Below are 15061 nucleotides of genomic sequence, written 5' to 3'. Positions count from 1 at the left end.
GGTTCACGATGGTGGAGATTACCAGTCGTTGGGTCAAGGTGGTCAATGGCGATCTGCTGATTGATGCCTACTTAGCCGAGCCTGTTGCCCCCGGCCGCTATCCGGCAGTGATTGTCTTTCAGGAAATTTTTGGCGTCAATGCCCATATCCGCGATGTGACCGAACGTATTGCCCGCGAAGGCTATGTGGCGATCGCCCCCGCCATTTACCAACGCTTTGCCCCCGGCTTTGAAACGGGCTACACCGCCGCTGATATTGATTTGGGGCGGCAGTACAAAAACCAAACCAAAGCCGCGGAACTCCTTAGTGACACCCAAGCCACCATTGCCTATCTGCGCGGCCTTGAAAATGTGGATGGGGATGCCATTGGTACGATTGGCTTTTGCTTTGGCGGTCATGTGGCCTATCTGGTGGCTCAGTTACCGGACATTAAAGCCACGGCCTCATTCTATGGCGCCGGGATGACAACCATGACCCCCGGCGGTGGCCTACCCACCATTGAAATCACACCGAAAATTCGCGGCACGCTCTATGCCTTCTTTGGCGATCGCGACCAAAGTATTCCCATGGAACAGGTGAAGCAAATTGAAACGGCGCTGCGCCACCACGGCATTCGCCACCACATCTTCATCTATCCAGCGGATCATGGCTTCTTCTGCGATCAACGGGATAGCTACGATGCAGCAGCAGCACGGGATGCGTGGGAACAAGTCAAAGAACTCTTCAACACCGTCCTACGGCAGCAACAGTAATCCTATCTTTACAGAACCTTTACTTTGACGCAGCTGCAGCGGAATGGGTTCAATACAAAGGGCTATAGTAAAAGTAGATTGCGTGTTCCCCATCGCCTAAACAATGCCAAAGGCAGTTGCCAAGCTTTAATATTCTTTTAAGTCATCTTCTTTATCCCCGCTGTTGCTGTCTATGACTACTCCTACCCACAAAGTCCTGCTGAAGCAGGGATCCCTTGTTCTCAAGCAGTGCAAAAAAGCCCTTCTTGAACGAGATATGGCTGTCCTTCAGCAGCAGGCACGCATTTTACAAGTTGCAGCAGTGGCATCCCGGCAAACGCTGATTGAGGCAGAAGCGCGGCTCTTGGAGCAGGCAGCCCAGCAAAATCAACCCCGGCGAGCAGCGGAAATTCTGATGAAAATCAAAGAATGCTTGGTTGCCCTAGCGGGGGATCAGCGTGACTTTGACAGCCTGCCAGGCGTGGCAGCAGAGACTGAGGCACCCGCGAAAAAGCCCCCCTTTATCCAGCGTCCCCATGATGACAGCTACACGAAACGCTTGGGGAACTATCTGGTTGAAGCAGAATTGGTGACACCCGCACAAATTGAGGTTGCCTTAGCCGATCAGCGAGCCACAGGGGCAAGACTCGGCGATATTTTGGTAGCACGGGGATGGCTGCGCAAGGGCACGATTGAGTTCATTATGGAGCGCGTGGTCTTACCCGATCGCCGTCGTCAGGAGGCAGAAACTCCCTCTTCGCCATCAACCTCTGCCGCAGCTCAATCGCCCCGCACACCCCCCGCCCTTGGTACGTCAGTGAATGACCGGGCAACCTTCATTGATACCAGCCACTTAAATTCTCTGTAGGTTTGGTGGCAGTGGCGATCGCGTATTCTCCGAAGGTTTTGGAACGGGGCGATCGCGCCCTGCGCTGTAGTCCCTTTTTGCCCCTCTTGTTTCAGACAATGCAGCAGCGGAGTGTGGCACTCCTAGAAATTGTGGGCGAAGCGGGTCTTCAATCGGGATTCACGCGATCGCCCTTGCCTGTGCTCCTAGCAGAAGCAGAGTTGGACTGGTTGATCCGCGTCGGTTTACTGCGCCGCGAAGTGGATGGCCAAGGCCTTACCGATCGCTATCGCCTCACTCCCTTGGGGCAACAGTTGATTCAACGTTATAGCCAACCCACATGGGGGGCCTCGTGGGGCGATCGCTGGCGCAATCAACTCAGCCGCTGGTGGGGAATGTAACGGTTCTGTAACGACCTGTAACGCATCGGTGATTTTCGCTACCATGCTTTATGAGTGCCGTTAGCAAGAGCGAGACGCAGCTTTTTATGGTTAATACCGTCGCCAAACCAGAGTTTGAAGAACTGCGGCCGGGCATTAAAGCCCCCGCCAAGGAAACCATCCTCACGCCCCGCTTCTACACCACTGACTTTGAAGCGATGGCCAATATGGACATTACTGAAAACAAAGCAGAACTTCAGGCCATCCTTGAGGAATTCCGCTGCGACTACAACCGCCACCACTTTGTGCGGGATGCAGAATTTGAACAGTCTTGGGATCACATTGATGGCGAAACCCGCCAGTTATTTATTGAATTTTTGGAGCGCTCCTGCACAGCGGAATTTTCTGGCTTTCTCCTCTACAAAGAACTCAGCCGCAAGCTCAAGGATCGCAACCCCCTATTGGCGGAATGCTTTGCCCTCATGTCTCGCGATGAAGCCCGCCACGCTGGCTTCTTGAATAAAGCGATGGCCGACTTTAACCTATCGTTGGATCTCGGCTTTTTGACGCAGCACCGCAGCTACACCTACTTTGAACCAGAATTCATCTTCTACGCCACCTACCTCTCCGAGAAAATTGGTTACTGGCGCTACATTACGATCTATCGCCATCTGGAGAAGCACCCCGAACATCGCATCTACCCCATCTTTCGCTTCTTTGAGAACTGGTGCCAAGACGAAAACCGCCACGGTGACTTCTTTGACGCTGTCATGCGTGCCCAGCCGCAAATGCTGGATCGGCCGCGCACCTTCTGGCAAAAGATTAAGGAAATTCCCCTGTCCTTCTCTGGTAAGAAATGGGCACGCTACTTCATGGTCTGCTGGTTACCACCGAAACTGTGGTGCCGCTTCTTCCTGCTCTCGGTCTTTGCCACAATGTACCTCAACGATTTGCAACGGGCGAAGTTCTATGCTGCGATTGGCTTGGATGCCCGCGAGTATGATCGTGAGGTGATTGCCAAAACCAATGAAACCGCAGGCCGTGTTTTTCCGGTGATTCTCGATGTCGATCATCCAGAATTTTATCAGCGGTTAGAGCGGTGTGTCGAAAACAATGCCAAGCTGACAGAAATTAGCAAGCAAAATGGCGGTTTTCTGAAGAAACTTCCCCTCTATCTCTCGAATGTGTGGCAAATGATCAAGTTGTTCTTGATCCCGGCCAAGGCACCCACGACGGCGGCGGTGCGTTAATTTCCTCTGCGGCTTAAAAATATACTGATCTCCATGGGTTGCGTCTGCGGACGTAACCTTTTTTTCACTTTTCCTACAATTGATGTCCGTATTATTACGGAGTGTTGCGGGAGTATGAAAAGAATCTAAAAGCACTTTTGACCACTGGGGATCGCTAAAACCTGCTTCCTAAGCCTCTTTGACCCTGTGATCGCTGCAAAAGTCGCTGAGGGCAATTTCATAGGATGGAAGGTAGAGAGCCTAAAGATTTTACTTCGGAGTTGATCCCCGCGATGGACAGCCCAATTCTCACTCCCACAACTTGCCGCTTTTGCCGCTTCTATTATTCCGAAGGGCGGCGTGGTGGTACCTGTGAAAAACTGAATGTGCCGGTGCGGGGGTTTTGGCGGGCCTGTCCCTTGGCGGCAGCCATCCCTAGCCGTGAACATCAGCCAGCGATCGCGACAAGCCCATCAACCACTGCTAGGGCGGTGAGTGCGTCCGTATTTTTCTTTGAGGATGATCCCGAAGCCATTGAGTGACCTCAGCAAGGGTGGGTTGACCAGCGATCGCCCCCCGTTTTGTCGTCACGAGCGCCCCCACCACCGTGGCAAATTCTAAACAAGCAGCCTGCCATTGGGGGTCACGGTAGGTTTCCGGGCTGCCCTGTAATAATTGGGCAATCCAACCCGCAACAAAGCCATCGCCGGCACCAGTAGTATCCACCACAGGCATGGTAGGGGGGTGTAATTCCCCTTGATTTTCGTGCCACCAGTAGTGAATAGTTTGATCCCCGTCAGTAATGACCACGGCATGGTCAGGCGCCGTCCCCCAAAGGGCACGATAGACAACTTGGGGATCACTATCAGAGAAAAATAATTCCGCCTCCTCCTTGGCCAGTTTCAGGAAATGCGCCTGTGCTAAAAAAGGACGAAGGCGTTCAGGAGCAGCACTCGCATCCCGCCAGAAGATTGGTCGCCAGTTGGCATCAATGAGAATAAAGGCACCGTTGTACCGCAGTTGCTGGACTAGATGTTCAAGGGTGGTGGCGGTGGGTTCACTGGCGAGTCCGAGGGTGCCGGTGACGAAAAATCGTGCCCCAGCTAGGAACGATGGCGAGACTTGCTGGCCAGAGAACTGCATATCGGCAAAGACAGAAGTTCCCCCTGGCGCAAATCCCACAAACTGGCGATCGCCCCCCACCAGTTGAACGCGCACTTGCCGCGTCGGCACCTCAGTGACCCGCTCGACCGCTTCGATATTGACGCCCAAAGCGGCTAATTCGGCACAGGCTTGCTCCCCTAAGGCATCGTCCCCCACAGCCCCCAAAAAGGCCGCACTCACCCCCAACTTCACCAAACCACAGGCCACATTGGCCGGGGCACCCCCCAGAAAACACTGCGGGGGATCAGGGGGCACTTCTAAACAGTCAAAGAGGACTTCGCCAGCACAGAGGACAGTGGGTTGGGACATCGCTAATGATTCGCTATAGGGCAATTTAGTTTTTTCTATTGATCCCTAGCCTAGCGATCGCTAGGGGAGTGTGTCAAAATGGTAGCAATTCCAAGATCGAGGGACACTGCAACCGTGTTTGTTCTCAGTGGTTACGAGTATTTTCTTGGCTTTTTGATTATCTGTGGTCTGGTACCCGTACTGGCTTTAGCTGCCTCTGCGCTATTGCGTCCCAAATCCGGGCGGATGATCCGCTTGACGACCTACGAATCGGGGATGGAACCCATTGGTGGCGCGTGGATTCAGTTCAATGTGCGCTACTACATGTTTGCCCTCGTCTTTGTCATTTTTGATGTGGAAACGGTCTTTTTATATCCTTGGGCGGTGGCCTTCCATCAGTTGGGCTTACTGGCCTTTATTGAAGCCTTGATTTTCATTGCCATTCTGGTCGTGGCTCTAGTTTATGCGTGGCGCAAACGTGCCCTCGAATGGTCTTGAGTGAGTTGATTGCCTTTAGGTTGGAGCAGCGAACATGAGTGACACCCCCGAAGCCCCCATTGTTGAAGCTGGCCCTGTATACCGCCTTCTCCAGTCTCAAAACCTGAGTGTGGAATCCCTCGGTACCGATGCCTCTGGCGTAGAAATCATCAAAGTGGATCGCGATCGCCTGCTGGCGGTGTGCCAAGCCCTCTATGCCGACGGCTTTAACTATTTGCAGTGCCAAGCCGCCTATGATTCGGGTCCCGGCCAAGACTTGGTGAGCACATACCACCTGATCAAGCTCAGTGATAATGCCGATCGCCCCCCAGAGGTGCGGATTAAAGTGTTTGTCCCCCGTGAGGATCCCCGTGTCCCCTCGGTGTATTGGATTTGGAAAACCGCCGACTGGCAAGAGCGGGAATCCTACGATATGTTTGGCATTGTCTATGAGGGGCACCCAAATTTGAAGCGCATCCTTATGCCCGAGGATTGGGTGGGCTGGCCGCTGCGCAAAGACTACATCACCCCTGACTTCTACGAGTTGCAGGAAGCCTACTAAGCGCCCTTGGTTCCCGCTGATGCTGCCTATTGGTACAGTTGGTCACAGGTACCCGGCCTTGGCTCGGTGTTACTCAAACGCCTCTGGCAGCACTTTGGCGATTTGAAAACTGCTTGGGAAGCCTCCGTAGAAACCTTAGGAAAAGTAGAGGGGATTGGTGCCAAACTCCAAGGGGCGATCGCCCACTATCGTCAGCAGTGCCAACCCCTAGCTCTCTACGAGCACCACTGCCAGCAAAATCCCCACCATTGGGTGCTGAGTGACCCTCGCTATCCACCACTGCTGCGCGAAATTCCCGATCCGCCGCCCTTGCTCTACTATGGCGGGACTCGCATTTTAGAAATTCTCAGTCAACCCACACCAACTGTTGCCATTGTCGGCACCCGTGATCCTTCAGAATATGCCCAGCGTTGGGCGCACAAGCTGGGGTATGCCCTTGCCCAAGCTGGGTTTATTGTTGTTTCCGGCATGGCCGCAGGCATTGATGGCGCGGCGCATCGCGGCTCTTTAGAAGCCAGAGGTGCCACACTGGCCGTCTTAGCCACGGGTGTGGATATGATCTACCCACCGGAAAATCGTTCGCTTTATTACCAGATTCGTGAACGGGGGGGATTCTTGAGCGAGTATCCTAGGGGCGTGGGTGCCGATCGCCCCCAATTTCCGCGTCGCAACCGCATCATTGCTGGTCTGTGCCGTGCGGTGATTATTGCAGAGGCTCCCTACAAATCCGGTGCCCTGATCACTGCTCGCTATGCTGCCGAGTATGGTCGTGATGTCTATGTGCTGCCGGGGCATCTCGATAACCACCGTGCCAAGGGTGCCCTGAGTCTGGTGAATCAAGGGGCACAGATTATCTTGGGAGAAGAAGCTCTCCTCGAACAATTGGGGCATACACCCCCCCTCGATCCAACCCCCTTCTCAGCCCCACCCCCAACGCTATCGCCCCCCCAGCAACAAATTCTCGAGGCGATTCAACAACTGAGCCAAGGCAGCAATAGTGTTGCCTTTGATGACATTGTGCAGCGCGTACCCTTGGAAACAGGGGTGGTGATGGCAGAACTGATGCACTTGGAGCTAACGGGTTGGGTCGAGCAGCAGCCGGGGAATCGCTATCGCAAAACTAGCCGTTAAAGTTTCATCAATAAATCTTGGAGGGTAAAATGCCAAACTCCCAGAACCTACAACATCCCCGCGAAGCCCAAGATCGGTTAGTCCTCGAGCGCCTGCGACAAGAGGGCATCAGTGATTACAACTTGGCGGAATTGGGGCGATTGCTGATTCGCTATGATGGCTTCCCCGGTGCCGAAACCAATAAGAAGTTAATGGCAGAGCTGCTAGAAAAATGGCAACTCACGGAGGAAGAACTGTTTGAGCGTACCCGTGCCATTCACGCTCGCGGCGGTGTTTACAAGCTGGGCAGCAATAAACGGGAGGATTGGACTTAGATGTCTTTGCCGTAGAGGCGATCAAGGGTACGAAAGTCTTTTTCTGCTTCTTGCCAAAGGAGTCGGTTATCCGGATCGGCTTTCAGCGCGCGATGCAGGTATTCCCGTGCCGCTTGGGGCTGGCGATCGCGAATGAGTTGCCTCGCCCAGCACTGATAGGTGACGGCTTGCCACTGGCGTACTTCGGCATCTTGAGGCAGCCGACTGGCCAACCCTTCCACAAGGGATATGGCACGTTGATAGCAGCGATATTTGAGAAATTCCTGAAGTTGGCGATAGCTAGCGTGCTTCAGTTCAATCTCAAAGGCAGAGAGAGGCGGCGGTGGCTGCGGTGGGCGAGATTGGGGTTCTGATTTAACAGGGGTAGGCCGAAAGGTGGGCAGTCCTCGTACTAATTTTTCATAGGCCTGTTGGAGGAGAATAAACTTCTCATGGGCAGTGCGATCGCCAGGGTTGACATCGGGATGATAGCGTCGTGCTAGCCGTCGGTAGGCGGATTTCACTTGAGCTAAGGACGCCCCTTGTGGCAACTCCAGAATGCGATAGCACTCTTCTAAATTCATTCTGCAGGGCACAACATGACGTCTGCTTTGCATTGTCGGATGTTCACTTCGGTTCTGCAACCAATGTCCTACGCTGGAATCAAGTGAAACATGCGGAGTAGCCCCAGCGTGGAGTCGGCGCACATTTTAGGGACACGGATTGATGTCACCACCTACAGCCAAGCCTGTGATCTTATAGCTGAATGGATTAATCAAGGTAAGGGGGGCTATGTGGTGGCGACCAATGTCCATGTGGTCATGACAGGGGTGTGGCGATCGCCCTTTCAACGGGTGGTGAATGGTGCCCAACTGGTGACCTCTGACGGCATGCCCTTGGTGTGGGGCTTACAGCTGTTGGGCTTTCCGCAAGCAGAGCGGGTCTATGGTCCTGATTTGATGCTGGCGTTGTGCGATCGCGCCCAAGAGGAAGGCTGGCGTATTTTCCTCTATGGCAGTGAACCCCTCGTGTTAGAGCGGCTGCAACGAAATCTGCGAGAGCGCTTTCCCAAGATGCAGTTAGTGGGTGCCTACGCGCCTCCCTTTCGTCCCTTGACCCCTGAGGAGGAGGCCAGCGATCGCCAGCGCATTCTTGATAGCGGTGCTGATCTGGTTTTTGTCAGCCTTGGCTGTCCCAAGCAAGAGGAGTGGATGGCTCGCCAAAGCCCTTTTCTGCCCATTGTCTTGGTGGGTGTGGGAGCAGCCTTTAATTTTCACAGTGGCGTTGTAGCGCAAGCGCCTCGCTGGATGATGGCGATCGGTCTGGAGTGGCTCTTTCGACTCCTGCAAGAACCCCGCCGCCTCTGGCAACGCTATCTGATAAACAACCCCGCATTTGTTGTGCTTTTTGCCGCTCAACTCCTGCGTCACTGGCTAGGCCGACGGCAAGCCAAGAGACTGTCCTAGGGTTTGCAGGGGAGAGCGTCCCACCTGTTGCTGTGCCCACCGCAGGCTTTGCTGCAATCGAGTCACCAAGGGCAGAGATTTTGCTTGGGGAGCGGTCTCAAAGTAATGGATCAAACTCAAGCCGCTCAAGCGCAACACATAGGCTGCCGTTGCCCCCTGTAAACAGCTCCCTGCCAAATAGGTGAGGGAATTGCCCTTGAGCCACTGTCCTAGGGATTGCGTACCCAGTTCCACAGCCCCCAACTGCACCATTAGCCGCAATAGCTCCTTGGCAAGGGGTTCAGCATCCGCCAAGCGAAAGGAGCGTTGGTAGATTTGACCGAGATCCCACGTGAGGCGCACCAATAGCCCCCCGGCCATGACGAGATCCAGAAGCGGAAGAGGATTCACTGCCGTTGCCGCTGCTGCCAGCCATTGGTAGCGTTCAATGATCGGGGTGGCTCGTTCTTGGCGATACTGGTTGAGGGCGGATTGCGCCTGTTGATGGAGTTGTTGGGCACGGCGATAGGTGCCGGCTAAGACCAGATTCGCTCGCTCTTGGGTGAGACAGTGCAGCACTGCGGAGGTGAGTTCTTGGGGATTGTGGGGTGTAAAGGGAATGAGTTGATCTTGTCCAATCTGGAGTTGTTGCAGTTGCTGCTGTAAATGCACTGCCACGCGATTGCAAAGCGCGCCCTTCGGGCGATCGCGCTCCTGCACCATTTCTGGATACCAGACCACAAGAACGTGATAATGGCTTGCTTGCAATACCCGCAGCATCTCAAACTCACTGGCGGTAAGGGCACCCGTTACGGTCAAAAGCACTAAGTCTGCTTGGGGCACCGTTGCCAATGTTTGCTGCTGAAACGTACAGCTATCGAGGGGTAGGGTAGCGACGGCATCGTACACCCGATTGAGAGCATAGGCCGATTGCCCGAGAACACAGACCTCAACCGTTGGGCTATCTAACCGCTGTTGGAGTTGGCTGTGGGCTGATTGTAGGGAGGCTTGGCGCTCTATCGGAAGTTCCTGCAAAAGGCTCCGCGTGTCTGCCAGTTGCTTTTCCAGTAATTGAGGATGCAGGGAAGGTTGAGGGGGAGCCACGTTTGGCGCAGCGGGCGATCGCCGCCAGTACCAATAGCCCAACCCTAGACCAAGAATCAGCAGCCATCCCCACGGATGGTCATTCACCCAGCCACTCAACAACAAAAGAATAATGGCGGCAGCAACAGCCATGTCCTTGTACCCCAAGCAAATCCTTTGTTTGTTAGCTTACCTTGACTGGTGAGCAGCACTCAAATTCCCAAGGCTCGAGGAAATGCAGCCTGAATTTTCTGTCCGCCTATGAAAGTTTCCCCACCTGCTGCGCGAGGATATGGGGGACATGTTCAAACGGAATCCTATTAAATCTGTTGCATAATCACGCGATCGCCACAGGAATTTAGACAGGGCGCGGCCTTCGATGGGTGGCTCTTGTCAATTCAGGAACGGAGGGGACTATGTTAGCAATCCTCCGATGCGCTTCACCCCTTGTGACTGCTAGGATGGGAGTTACGCTCAAATTTTCAATTTTTCAATAAGGATTTCTGACGCCAATGGATGTTATCCCCGCCATTGATTTACTTGACGGCAAATGTGTGCGCCTAGTGCAAGGGGACTATGGTAAGGTCAAGGTTTTTCATGATGATCCTCTAAAAGTTGCCCTCTACTGGCAGCGGTTGGGTGCTCCCCGCTTGCATGTCGTTGACCTAGATGCAGCCAAAACGGGCGAACCGCGAAATTATGATCTGATTGCCAAGATCGTCGCCTCCCTTGAAATTCCTGTGCAGGTGGGGGGTGGCTTGCGATCGCGCCAAGCAGTGGCTGATCTCTTTCTCCAAGGCGTCAATCGTGCCATTTTGGGTACCGTGGCTCTTGAGGATCCAGAGCTAGTGGCCAGTTTGGCCACAGAATACCCCGGACGCATTTGGGTAGGGCTGGATGCTCGCGATGGCTATGTGGCAACGCGGGGCTGGCTAGACACCTCAACGATCTTGGCCACCGATCTTGCCCAAAAAATGGCAGCAATGGGGGTAGCAGGGTTTGTTTATACCGACATTCAGCGGGATGGCACCCTCCAAGGGCCGAATATTCCAGCCCTGCGGCAGTTATTGGCGGCAACTGATCGCCCGGTCATTGCATCGGGTGGCGTGGGTTCCCTCACGGATATTCTCAGTCTCTTTGCCCTCAGTCCCCAAGGGTTATCGGGGGCGATCGTCGGTAAGGCACTTTATACCAAAGCAGTGGATTTGCGGGAAGCGGTTCGGGCGGTCGGTCAAGGTCGCTGGCAAGATATTCCGCCAGATTTGGGAAGCACGACTTGGGCATAAGTAGCCTAAGATCAAGGCGTTGTTACCTCTAAAACGGAATGTTAAAGCACCCTGCACTGCGCTCCCTTGGCAAAATTTGGCGACTACTGGATCGGGGCGATCGCTGGCAACTGATAGGCCTTGGCCTATTGATGCTAATTAGCAGCCTTTGGGAAGCCTTGGGGGTGGGTTTGGTGCTGCCCTTTATTGCTGTCGTCGAAAAACCGGAACGCTTAAATGCCCTCCTATTTTGGCGAGCGGTTCCTCTAACCACTGCAGAGCAATCCCAGTGGCTATTGATCCTCAGTGCTGCCCTAGGGCTTTTATATGTGGGCAAGAACCTGTTTATTGCCTTGAGCACCTATCTTCAGTTGGAGTTTCTGAACAGTAAGTACCGCAAGTTCTCAAGTTTATTATTGCAATCCTATCTCTACAAACCCTACACATTTCACCTGCAAAACAATACTGCTAAACTAATCCAGAATGTAAATACTGAAATAAATAATGTTTTTAATTTGTATCTCCTGCCTTTATTGGTTATTTTTTCTGAATCTCTAATTGTTTTTGCCATATTTTCAGTCATTATTTGGAGTAACCCTCTCATCTCAATCTTGGTTATTGCTCTAATCTCAACCCTATCCTTGCTTTTCTTTCAAGCCTTTCGCCATAAGCTCAAGGAAGTGGGTCAACGTCGCATTGATTATGCTCAAAAATCGATCCAAAGTATTAGTGAGAGTTTGGGCGGCATCAAAGAAGCGAAAGTCCTAGGTCGCGAGCAGCAATTCCTGAAGACCTATGCTGAAAACATGATTGAAGACCGCAAAGCAAACTTAATTTTGCAGTTTGTTCAGCAGTTGCCCCGTGCTTATTTTGAAACATTAGCCGTTCTCACAATTATTCTTATTGTTATCCTCAACTTGCTTCAGCGGGGCAACGTGGCACAAGTTCTGCCGCTAATTTCTCTATTTGCAGCTGCAGCGTTTCGTCTGTTGCCATCGGCAACTCGCTTAACCAACAACCTTAACTACGTTATTTACTATTCTGCTTCTGTCGATTTGTTGTATGACGATCTTTTAGAAGCCAGAATGTTGCAGGCTCCCTCTACCTCTGCTGCAGCAGCAGCACCAATTTTTCAGGATCGCTTAGAACTGATTGATCTGCACTACACCTATCCCAATGCCCCTCAGCCAGCCCTCTGTGGGGTTTCTCTCACAATTAAACAGGGGGAAATGGTTGGCTTTGTCGGAGCTTCAGGGGCAGGGAAAACCACAATTGTCGATTTGATTTTGGGACTCCTAGAACCTTCCCAAGGGGATATTCGGGTGGATGGTGAGAGCATTTACCGCAACCTTGCCCAATGGCAACGGCAGATTGGCTATATTCCCCAAACCATTTATCTTTCCGATGACACGCTGCGCCACAACATTGCCTTTGGCTTACCGGCAGAGGCCATTGATGAAACCGCCCTGTGGGCTGCGGTAGAGGCAGCTCAGTTAGCCACCTTTGTCCATACCCTGCCAAAAGGCCTAGACACTGTTGTCGGTGAACGGGGGGTGCGCCTTTCGGGAGGACAGCGCCAGCGAATTGGCATTGCCCGCGCCCTTTACCACAACCCCTCAGTGCTCATTATGGATGAAGCAACAGCGGCTCTTGACAATCAAACGGAAGCGGGAGTGATGGATGCGATTCAAGCCCTCAGTGGTGCAAAAACCATTATTATGATTGCCCACCGCCTCAGCACTGTCATGGCGTGCGATCGCCTGTACCTAATGGCCAATGGCCAAGTGGCGGCTGTCGGGAGCTACCAAGAACTCCTGCAAAACAGTCCAGACTTTCGAGCCATGGCGCAAGGGTATGCAGGCGCTAGCTAGCGGCTCGCTTCTACTTCCTTGAGGGTACGTGCCATTAAAACACTGTGGGTACCGCGTTCGGGTTCGCCGGAGGCTGGCTGTCGTTGCTGGTAGGTGCCATCGGGTTGCAGCTCCCACGCTTGGCGATTGTCTGCCAACATAATTTCAAGCAGCTCTTTGAGTTCCAGTTGAATGGTTGGATCTTGAATGGGGGTAATGGCTTCTACGCGGCGGTCTAAGTTGCGCGATCGCCAGTCGGCACTGCCAATGTAGTACTCTGGCTCGCCATTGTTGCCAAAGTAAAAAATCCGTGAGTGCTCCAAAAAGCGGCCAATGATACTAATCACCCGAATGCGATCGCTCACCCCCGGTACCCCCGGCCGCAGACAGCACATGCCACGAATGATCAGATCAATTTCTACCCCTGCTTGGGACGCCTCATAGAGGGCACGAATCACCTGCGTATCTGTGATCGCATTCATCTTGGCAATAATCCGCCCCGGTTGACCATTGCGGGCGTGTTCAATCTCACGGTAAATCAATTGCAGCGTGCGATCGCGCATTGTGACCGGGGCAACGAGAAGCTGGCGATAATCCCGTTGGCGGGAATAGCCCGTGAGCACATTAAAGAGTTCCGAGAGATCCGCTCCTAACTCGTCACGGCAGGAAAACAGCCCCAAGTCCTCATAGAGGCCAGCAGTTTTGGGATTGTAATTGCCTGTGCCAATGTGGACATAGCGACGAATTTGCCCCGCCTCTTGGCGCACAACCAAAACCGTTTTTGTGTGGGTCTTTAGACCCGGTACGCCATAGACCACGTGGACGCCCACTTTTTCCAGCTTCCGTGCCCAGAGGATATTGTTCTCCTCGTCAAAGCGCGCCTTCAGTTCCACCAAAACCGCCACCTGTTTGCCATTCTCTGCCGCCTTAATTAGCGCACTGACAATCGGCGAGTCACCCGATGTGCGATAGAGGGTCATCTTAATCGCCAGTACCTGTGGATCATGGGCCGCCAAGGTAATAAAGCGCTGTACTGTTGCTGCAAAGGAATGGTAGGGATGGTGAACGATAATGTCCCCCTCGCGAATGAGACTGAAGAGTTCATTGGCCACGGCTTCCCAATAGTCAGTGCCGAGGGTGGTAATTTCGCTGCTGGTGTCAAACATCGATTCCCGTTCCTCTACCCGCTGGAAACTGGAGGGAACTTGGGGTTGCCACTCCGGATCCTTGAACTGGGGCAAGGGCAATCCCATAAAGGCAAACAAATCATTCAAGCACAACAGACCATCGAGTTCATAGACATCAATCTCCTCGAGATCCATCTCTTCCATCAGGGTTTGCCTCAGCAGGGGCGGAATACCGCGCTGCACCTCTAGGCGCACCACCGAGCCAAAGCGACGCTTGCGAATTTCCTGTTCAATGGCAATCAGTAAATCATCCGCCTTGTCCGTTTCTAGTTCGAGGTCAGCACTACGGGTAATGCGAAAGGCAAAGTAGGCCTGAATCTCCATCCCCGGAAAGAGGGCACTGAGGTTGTGGGCAATAATTTCTTCGAGGGGAACGCCTAGCCAATGGGCACCTTGGGGCGAGTGCAAATGTTGGGGCAGGGCAACAAAGCGCGGAAACCGATTCGGTACCTTTACCCGTGCCAGTCGCTCTTGGCCAGATTCGGGATCACGGATCAGAACCGCAAGGTTGAGGCTGAGGCTAGAAATGTAGGGAAAGGGGTGCGCCGGATCGACTGCTAAGGGGGTGAGCACCGGAAAAACTTGCGCTTGGAAGTAGTCGTTGAGGTAGGCCTGCTGCTCAGGGGTCAACTCATTAAAGCGGGTGAGAAAAATCGCTTCCTTGGCCAAGAGAGCACGCAATTCTTGGTCGAAATAGCGGTGTTGCTCCGTAACGATTGGTAGCAGATATTGCCGCACTGCTTGTAATTGCTCCGCTGGGGGCATGCCATCGGCTCCCCCTTGAACAATGCCACTTTCCACTTGCTGCTTCAAGCCCGCCACCCGCACCATGAAAAATTCATCTAAGTTGGAACTGAAAATGGCCATAAATTTCAGCCGCTCTAGGAGCGGTGTGCGGGGGTCATAGGCCTCGTGGAGTACCCGCTTATTAAATTCCAGCCAACTGAGGGAGCGGTTGAAGTAGTACTGCGGATCATGCAGATCAATGGGTTCGGGAGTTTTACGGCGAGGGGACTTCGCGGGGGGCATGGCCGTTTGTTCTTGTTCATTGGTCACACTAACTTCCACTGTACTCGATTCCCCTTTAGCAGCGTTGGTACCGATTCCAGAGCGTACAATGAGAAGGTTA

At 53.3% G+C, this 15061-nt stretch carries 16 protein-coding genes; 12 read left to right on the top strand and 4 right to left on the bottom strand.

From position 1 onward, the window contains the following. Positions 1 to 8: 8 nt before the first annotated feature. From M0644_RS09010 to M0644_RS08990, 5 genes are all read left to right on the top strand, one after another. Entirely contained in the window at positions 9 to 752 is a 744-nt protein-coding gene (locus M0644_RS09010) for a dienelactone hydrolase family protein (RefSeq protein ID WP_149820099.1), read from the top strand. A gap of 172 nt (positions 753 to 924) precedes the next feature. Next, entirely contained in the window at positions 925 to 1599 is a 675-nt protein-coding gene (locus tag M0644_RS09005) for a hypothetical protein (protein WP_286625417.1), read from the top strand. An 11-nt stretch (positions 1600 to 1610) separates the two neighbouring features. After that, a complete protein-coding gene (locus M0644_RS09000) occupies positions 1611 to 1979 on the top strand; it encodes an Npun_F0494 family protein (protein WP_286625416.1) in 369 nt (122 codons plus the stop codon). 86 nt (positions 1980 to 2065) lie between these two features. Continuing rightward, positions 2066 to 3208, top strand: coding sequence for a magnesium-protoporphyrin IX monomethyl ester (oxidative) cyclase (gene acsF, locus M0644_RS08995; RefSeq protein ID WP_286625415.1), 1143 nt, complete (start codon positions 2066 to 2068; stop codon positions 3206 to 3208). Positions 3209 to 3480: 272 nt separating this feature from the next. Beyond that, positions 3481 to 3729 carry a hypothetical protein gene (locus M0644_RS08990; protein ID WP_190278043.1) on the top strand — a complete coding sequence of 83 codons (249 nt, stop codon included), beginning with the start codon at positions 3481 to 3483 and terminating at the stop codon, positions 3727 to 3729. Here the strand turns inward: M0644_RS08990 and M0644_RS08985 are convergent. Then, positions 3671 to 4660, bottom strand: coding sequence for a carbohydrate kinase (locus M0644_RS08985; RefSeq protein WP_286625413.1), 990 nt, complete (start codon positions 4658 to 4660; stop codon positions 3671 to 3673). The genes M0644_RS08990 and M0644_RS08985 overlap by 59 nt on opposite strands. 114 nt (positions 4661 to 4774) lie before the next feature. Here M0644_RS08985 and ndhC point away from each other — a divergent pair, with 114 nt between their 5' ends. From ndhC to M0644_RS08965, 4 genes are read left to right on the top strand one after another with little or no spacing between them, the layout of a single operon-like run. Then, on the top strand, positions 4775 to 5137 hold the full coding sequence (gene ndhC / locus M0644_RS08980; RefSeq protein ID WP_149820086.1) for a photosynthetic/respiratory NAD(P)H-quinone oxidoreductase subunit C: 363 nt from the start codon (positions 4775 to 4777) through the stop codon (positions 5135 to 5137). A 34-nt stretch (positions 5138 to 5171) separates the two neighbouring features. Then, entirely contained in the window at positions 5172 to 5678 is a 507-nt protein-coding gene (locus tag M0644_RS08975; protein WP_286625412.1) for an NAD(P)H-quinone oxidoreductase subunit J, read from the top strand. A gap of 6 nt (positions 5679 to 5684) precedes the next feature. Continuing rightward, positions 5685 to 6809: a DNA-processing protein DprA gene (gene dprA, locus M0644_RS08970; protein WP_286625411.1), complete on the top strand. Its 1125-nt coding sequence runs from the start codon at positions 5685 to 5687 to the stop codon at positions 6807 to 6809. A gap of 29 nt (positions 6810 to 6838) precedes the next feature. Next, positions 6839 to 7123 (top strand): DUF3288 family protein, encoded by a 285-nt coding sequence (locus tag M0644_RS08965; protein ID WP_149820082.1) that lies wholly within the window; start codon positions 6839 to 6841, stop codon positions 7121 to 7123. Here M0644_RS08965 and M0644_RS08960 read toward each other — a convergent pair. Beyond that, positions 7120 to 7686, bottom strand: coding sequence for a J domain-containing protein (locus M0644_RS08960; protein WP_286625410.1), 567 nt, complete (start codon positions 7684 to 7686; stop codon positions 7120 to 7122). The two genes, M0644_RS08965 and M0644_RS08960, sit on opposite strands and share 4 nt — an antisense overlap. A 108-nt stretch (positions 7687 to 7794) precedes the next feature. Here M0644_RS08960 and M0644_RS08955 point away from each other — a divergent pair, with 108 nt between their 5' ends. Then, the gene (locus M0644_RS08955; RefSeq protein WP_286625409.1) at positions 7795 to 8568 is read left to right on the top strand and encodes a WecB/TagA/CpsF family glycosyltransferase; all 774 of its coding nucleotides are present in this window, start codon (positions 7795 to 7797) and stop codon (positions 8566 to 8568) included. Here the strand turns inward: M0644_RS08955 and M0644_RS08950 are convergent. After that, a complete protein-coding gene (locus tag M0644_RS08950) occupies positions 8536 to 9783 on the bottom strand; it encodes a YcjF family protein (RefSeq protein WP_286625408.1) in 1248 nt (415 codons plus the stop codon). The two genes, M0644_RS08955 and M0644_RS08950, sit on opposite strands and share 33 nt — an antisense overlap. A 359-nt stretch (positions 9784 to 10142) precedes the next feature. Between M0644_RS08950 and hisA the strand changes: the two genes are divergently transcribed. Together hisA and M0644_RS08940 are read left to right on the top strand one after the other, a co-directional pair. Further along, the gene (gene hisA, locus M0644_RS08945; protein WP_286625407.1) at positions 10143 to 10916 is read left to right on the top strand and encodes a 1-(5-phosphoribosyl)-5-[(5-phosphoribosylamino)methylideneamino]imidazole-4-carboxamide isomerase; all 774 of its coding nucleotides are present in this window, start codon (positions 10143 to 10145) and stop codon (positions 10914 to 10916) included. A gap of 38 nt (positions 10917 to 10954) precedes the next feature. Beyond that, entirely contained in the window at positions 10955 to 12766 is a 1812-nt protein-coding gene (locus tag M0644_RS08940) for an ABC transporter ATP-binding protein (RefSeq protein ID WP_286625406.1), read from the top strand. On the opposite strand, the gene ppk1 is transcribed toward M0644_RS08940, so the two are convergent. Further along, positions 12763 to 14961 carry a polyphosphate kinase 1 gene (gene ppk1 / locus M0644_RS08935; RefSeq protein WP_286627179.1) on the bottom strand — a complete coding sequence of 733 codons (2199 nt, stop codon included), beginning with the start codon at positions 14959 to 14961 and terminating at the stop codon, positions 12763 to 12765. The two genes, M0644_RS08940 and ppk1, sit on opposite strands and share 4 nt — an antisense overlap. Positions 14962 to 15061 lie beyond the last annotated feature (100 nt).

It is taken from the genome of Thermosynechococcus sp. B1, from assembly GCF_030322985.1.
In the GTDB taxonomy this organism is placed as follows: domain Bacteria; phylum Cyanobacteriota; class Cyanobacteriia; order Thermosynechococcales; family Thermosynechococcaceae; genus Thermosynechococcus.
The sequence above is the reverse complement of the archived record's forward strand: the minus strand, read 5'-3'. Positions and strand labels throughout refer to the sequence as shown.

What these genes read in the sequence shown, in the direction of transcription:
- M0644_RS09010 (WP_149820099.1), top strand. Translation starts at nt 9, where the DNA reads ATGGTGGAGATTACCAGTCGTTGGGTCAAGGTGGTCAATGGCGATCTG.
- M0644_RS09005 (WP_286625417.1), top strand. Translation starts at nt 925, where the DNA reads ATGACTACTCCTACCCACAAAGTCCTGCTGAAGCAGGGATCCCTTGTT.
- acsF (WP_286625415.1), top strand. Translation starts at nt 2,066, where the DNA reads ATGGTTAATACCGTCGCCAAACCAGAGTTTGAAGAACTGCGGCCGGGC.
- M0644_RS08990 (WP_190278043.1), top strand. Translation starts at nt 3,481, where the DNA reads ATGGACAGCCCAATTCTCACTCCCACAACTTGCCGCTTTTGCCGCTTC.
- M0644_RS08985 (WP_286625413.1), bottom strand. Translation starts at nt 4,660, where the DNA reads ATGTCCCAACCCACTGTCCTCTGTGCTGGCGAAGTCCTCTTTGACTGT.
- M0644_RS08975 (WP_286625412.1), top strand. Translation starts at nt 5,172, where the DNA reads ATGAGTGACACCCCCGAAGCCCCCATTGTTGAAGCTGGCCCTGTATAC.
- M0644_RS08965 (WP_149820082.1), top strand. Translation starts at nt 6,839, where the DNA reads ATGCCAAACTCCCAGAACCTACAACATCCCCGCGAAGCCCAAGATCGG.
- M0644_RS08960 (WP_286625410.1), bottom strand. Translation starts at nt 7,686, where the DNA reads ATGAATTTAGAAGAGTGCTATCGCATTCTGGAGTTGCCACAAGGGGCG.
- M0644_RS08950 (WP_286625408.1), bottom strand. Translation starts at nt 9,783, where the DNA reads ATGGCTGTTGCTGCCGCCATTATTCTTTTGTTGTTGAGTGGCTGGGTG.
- hisA (WP_286625407.1), top strand. Translation starts at nt 10,143, where the DNA reads ATGGATGTTATCCCCGCCATTGATTTACTTGACGGCAAATGTGTGCGC.
- M0644_RS08940 (WP_286625406.1), top strand. Translation starts at nt 10,955, where the DNA reads ATGTTAAAGCACCCTGCACTGCGCTCCCTTGGCAAAATTTGGCGACTA.
- ppk1 (WP_286627179.1), bottom strand. Translation starts at nt 14,961, where the DNA reads ATGCCCCCCGCGAAGTCCCCTCGCCGTAAAACTCCCGAACCCATTGAT.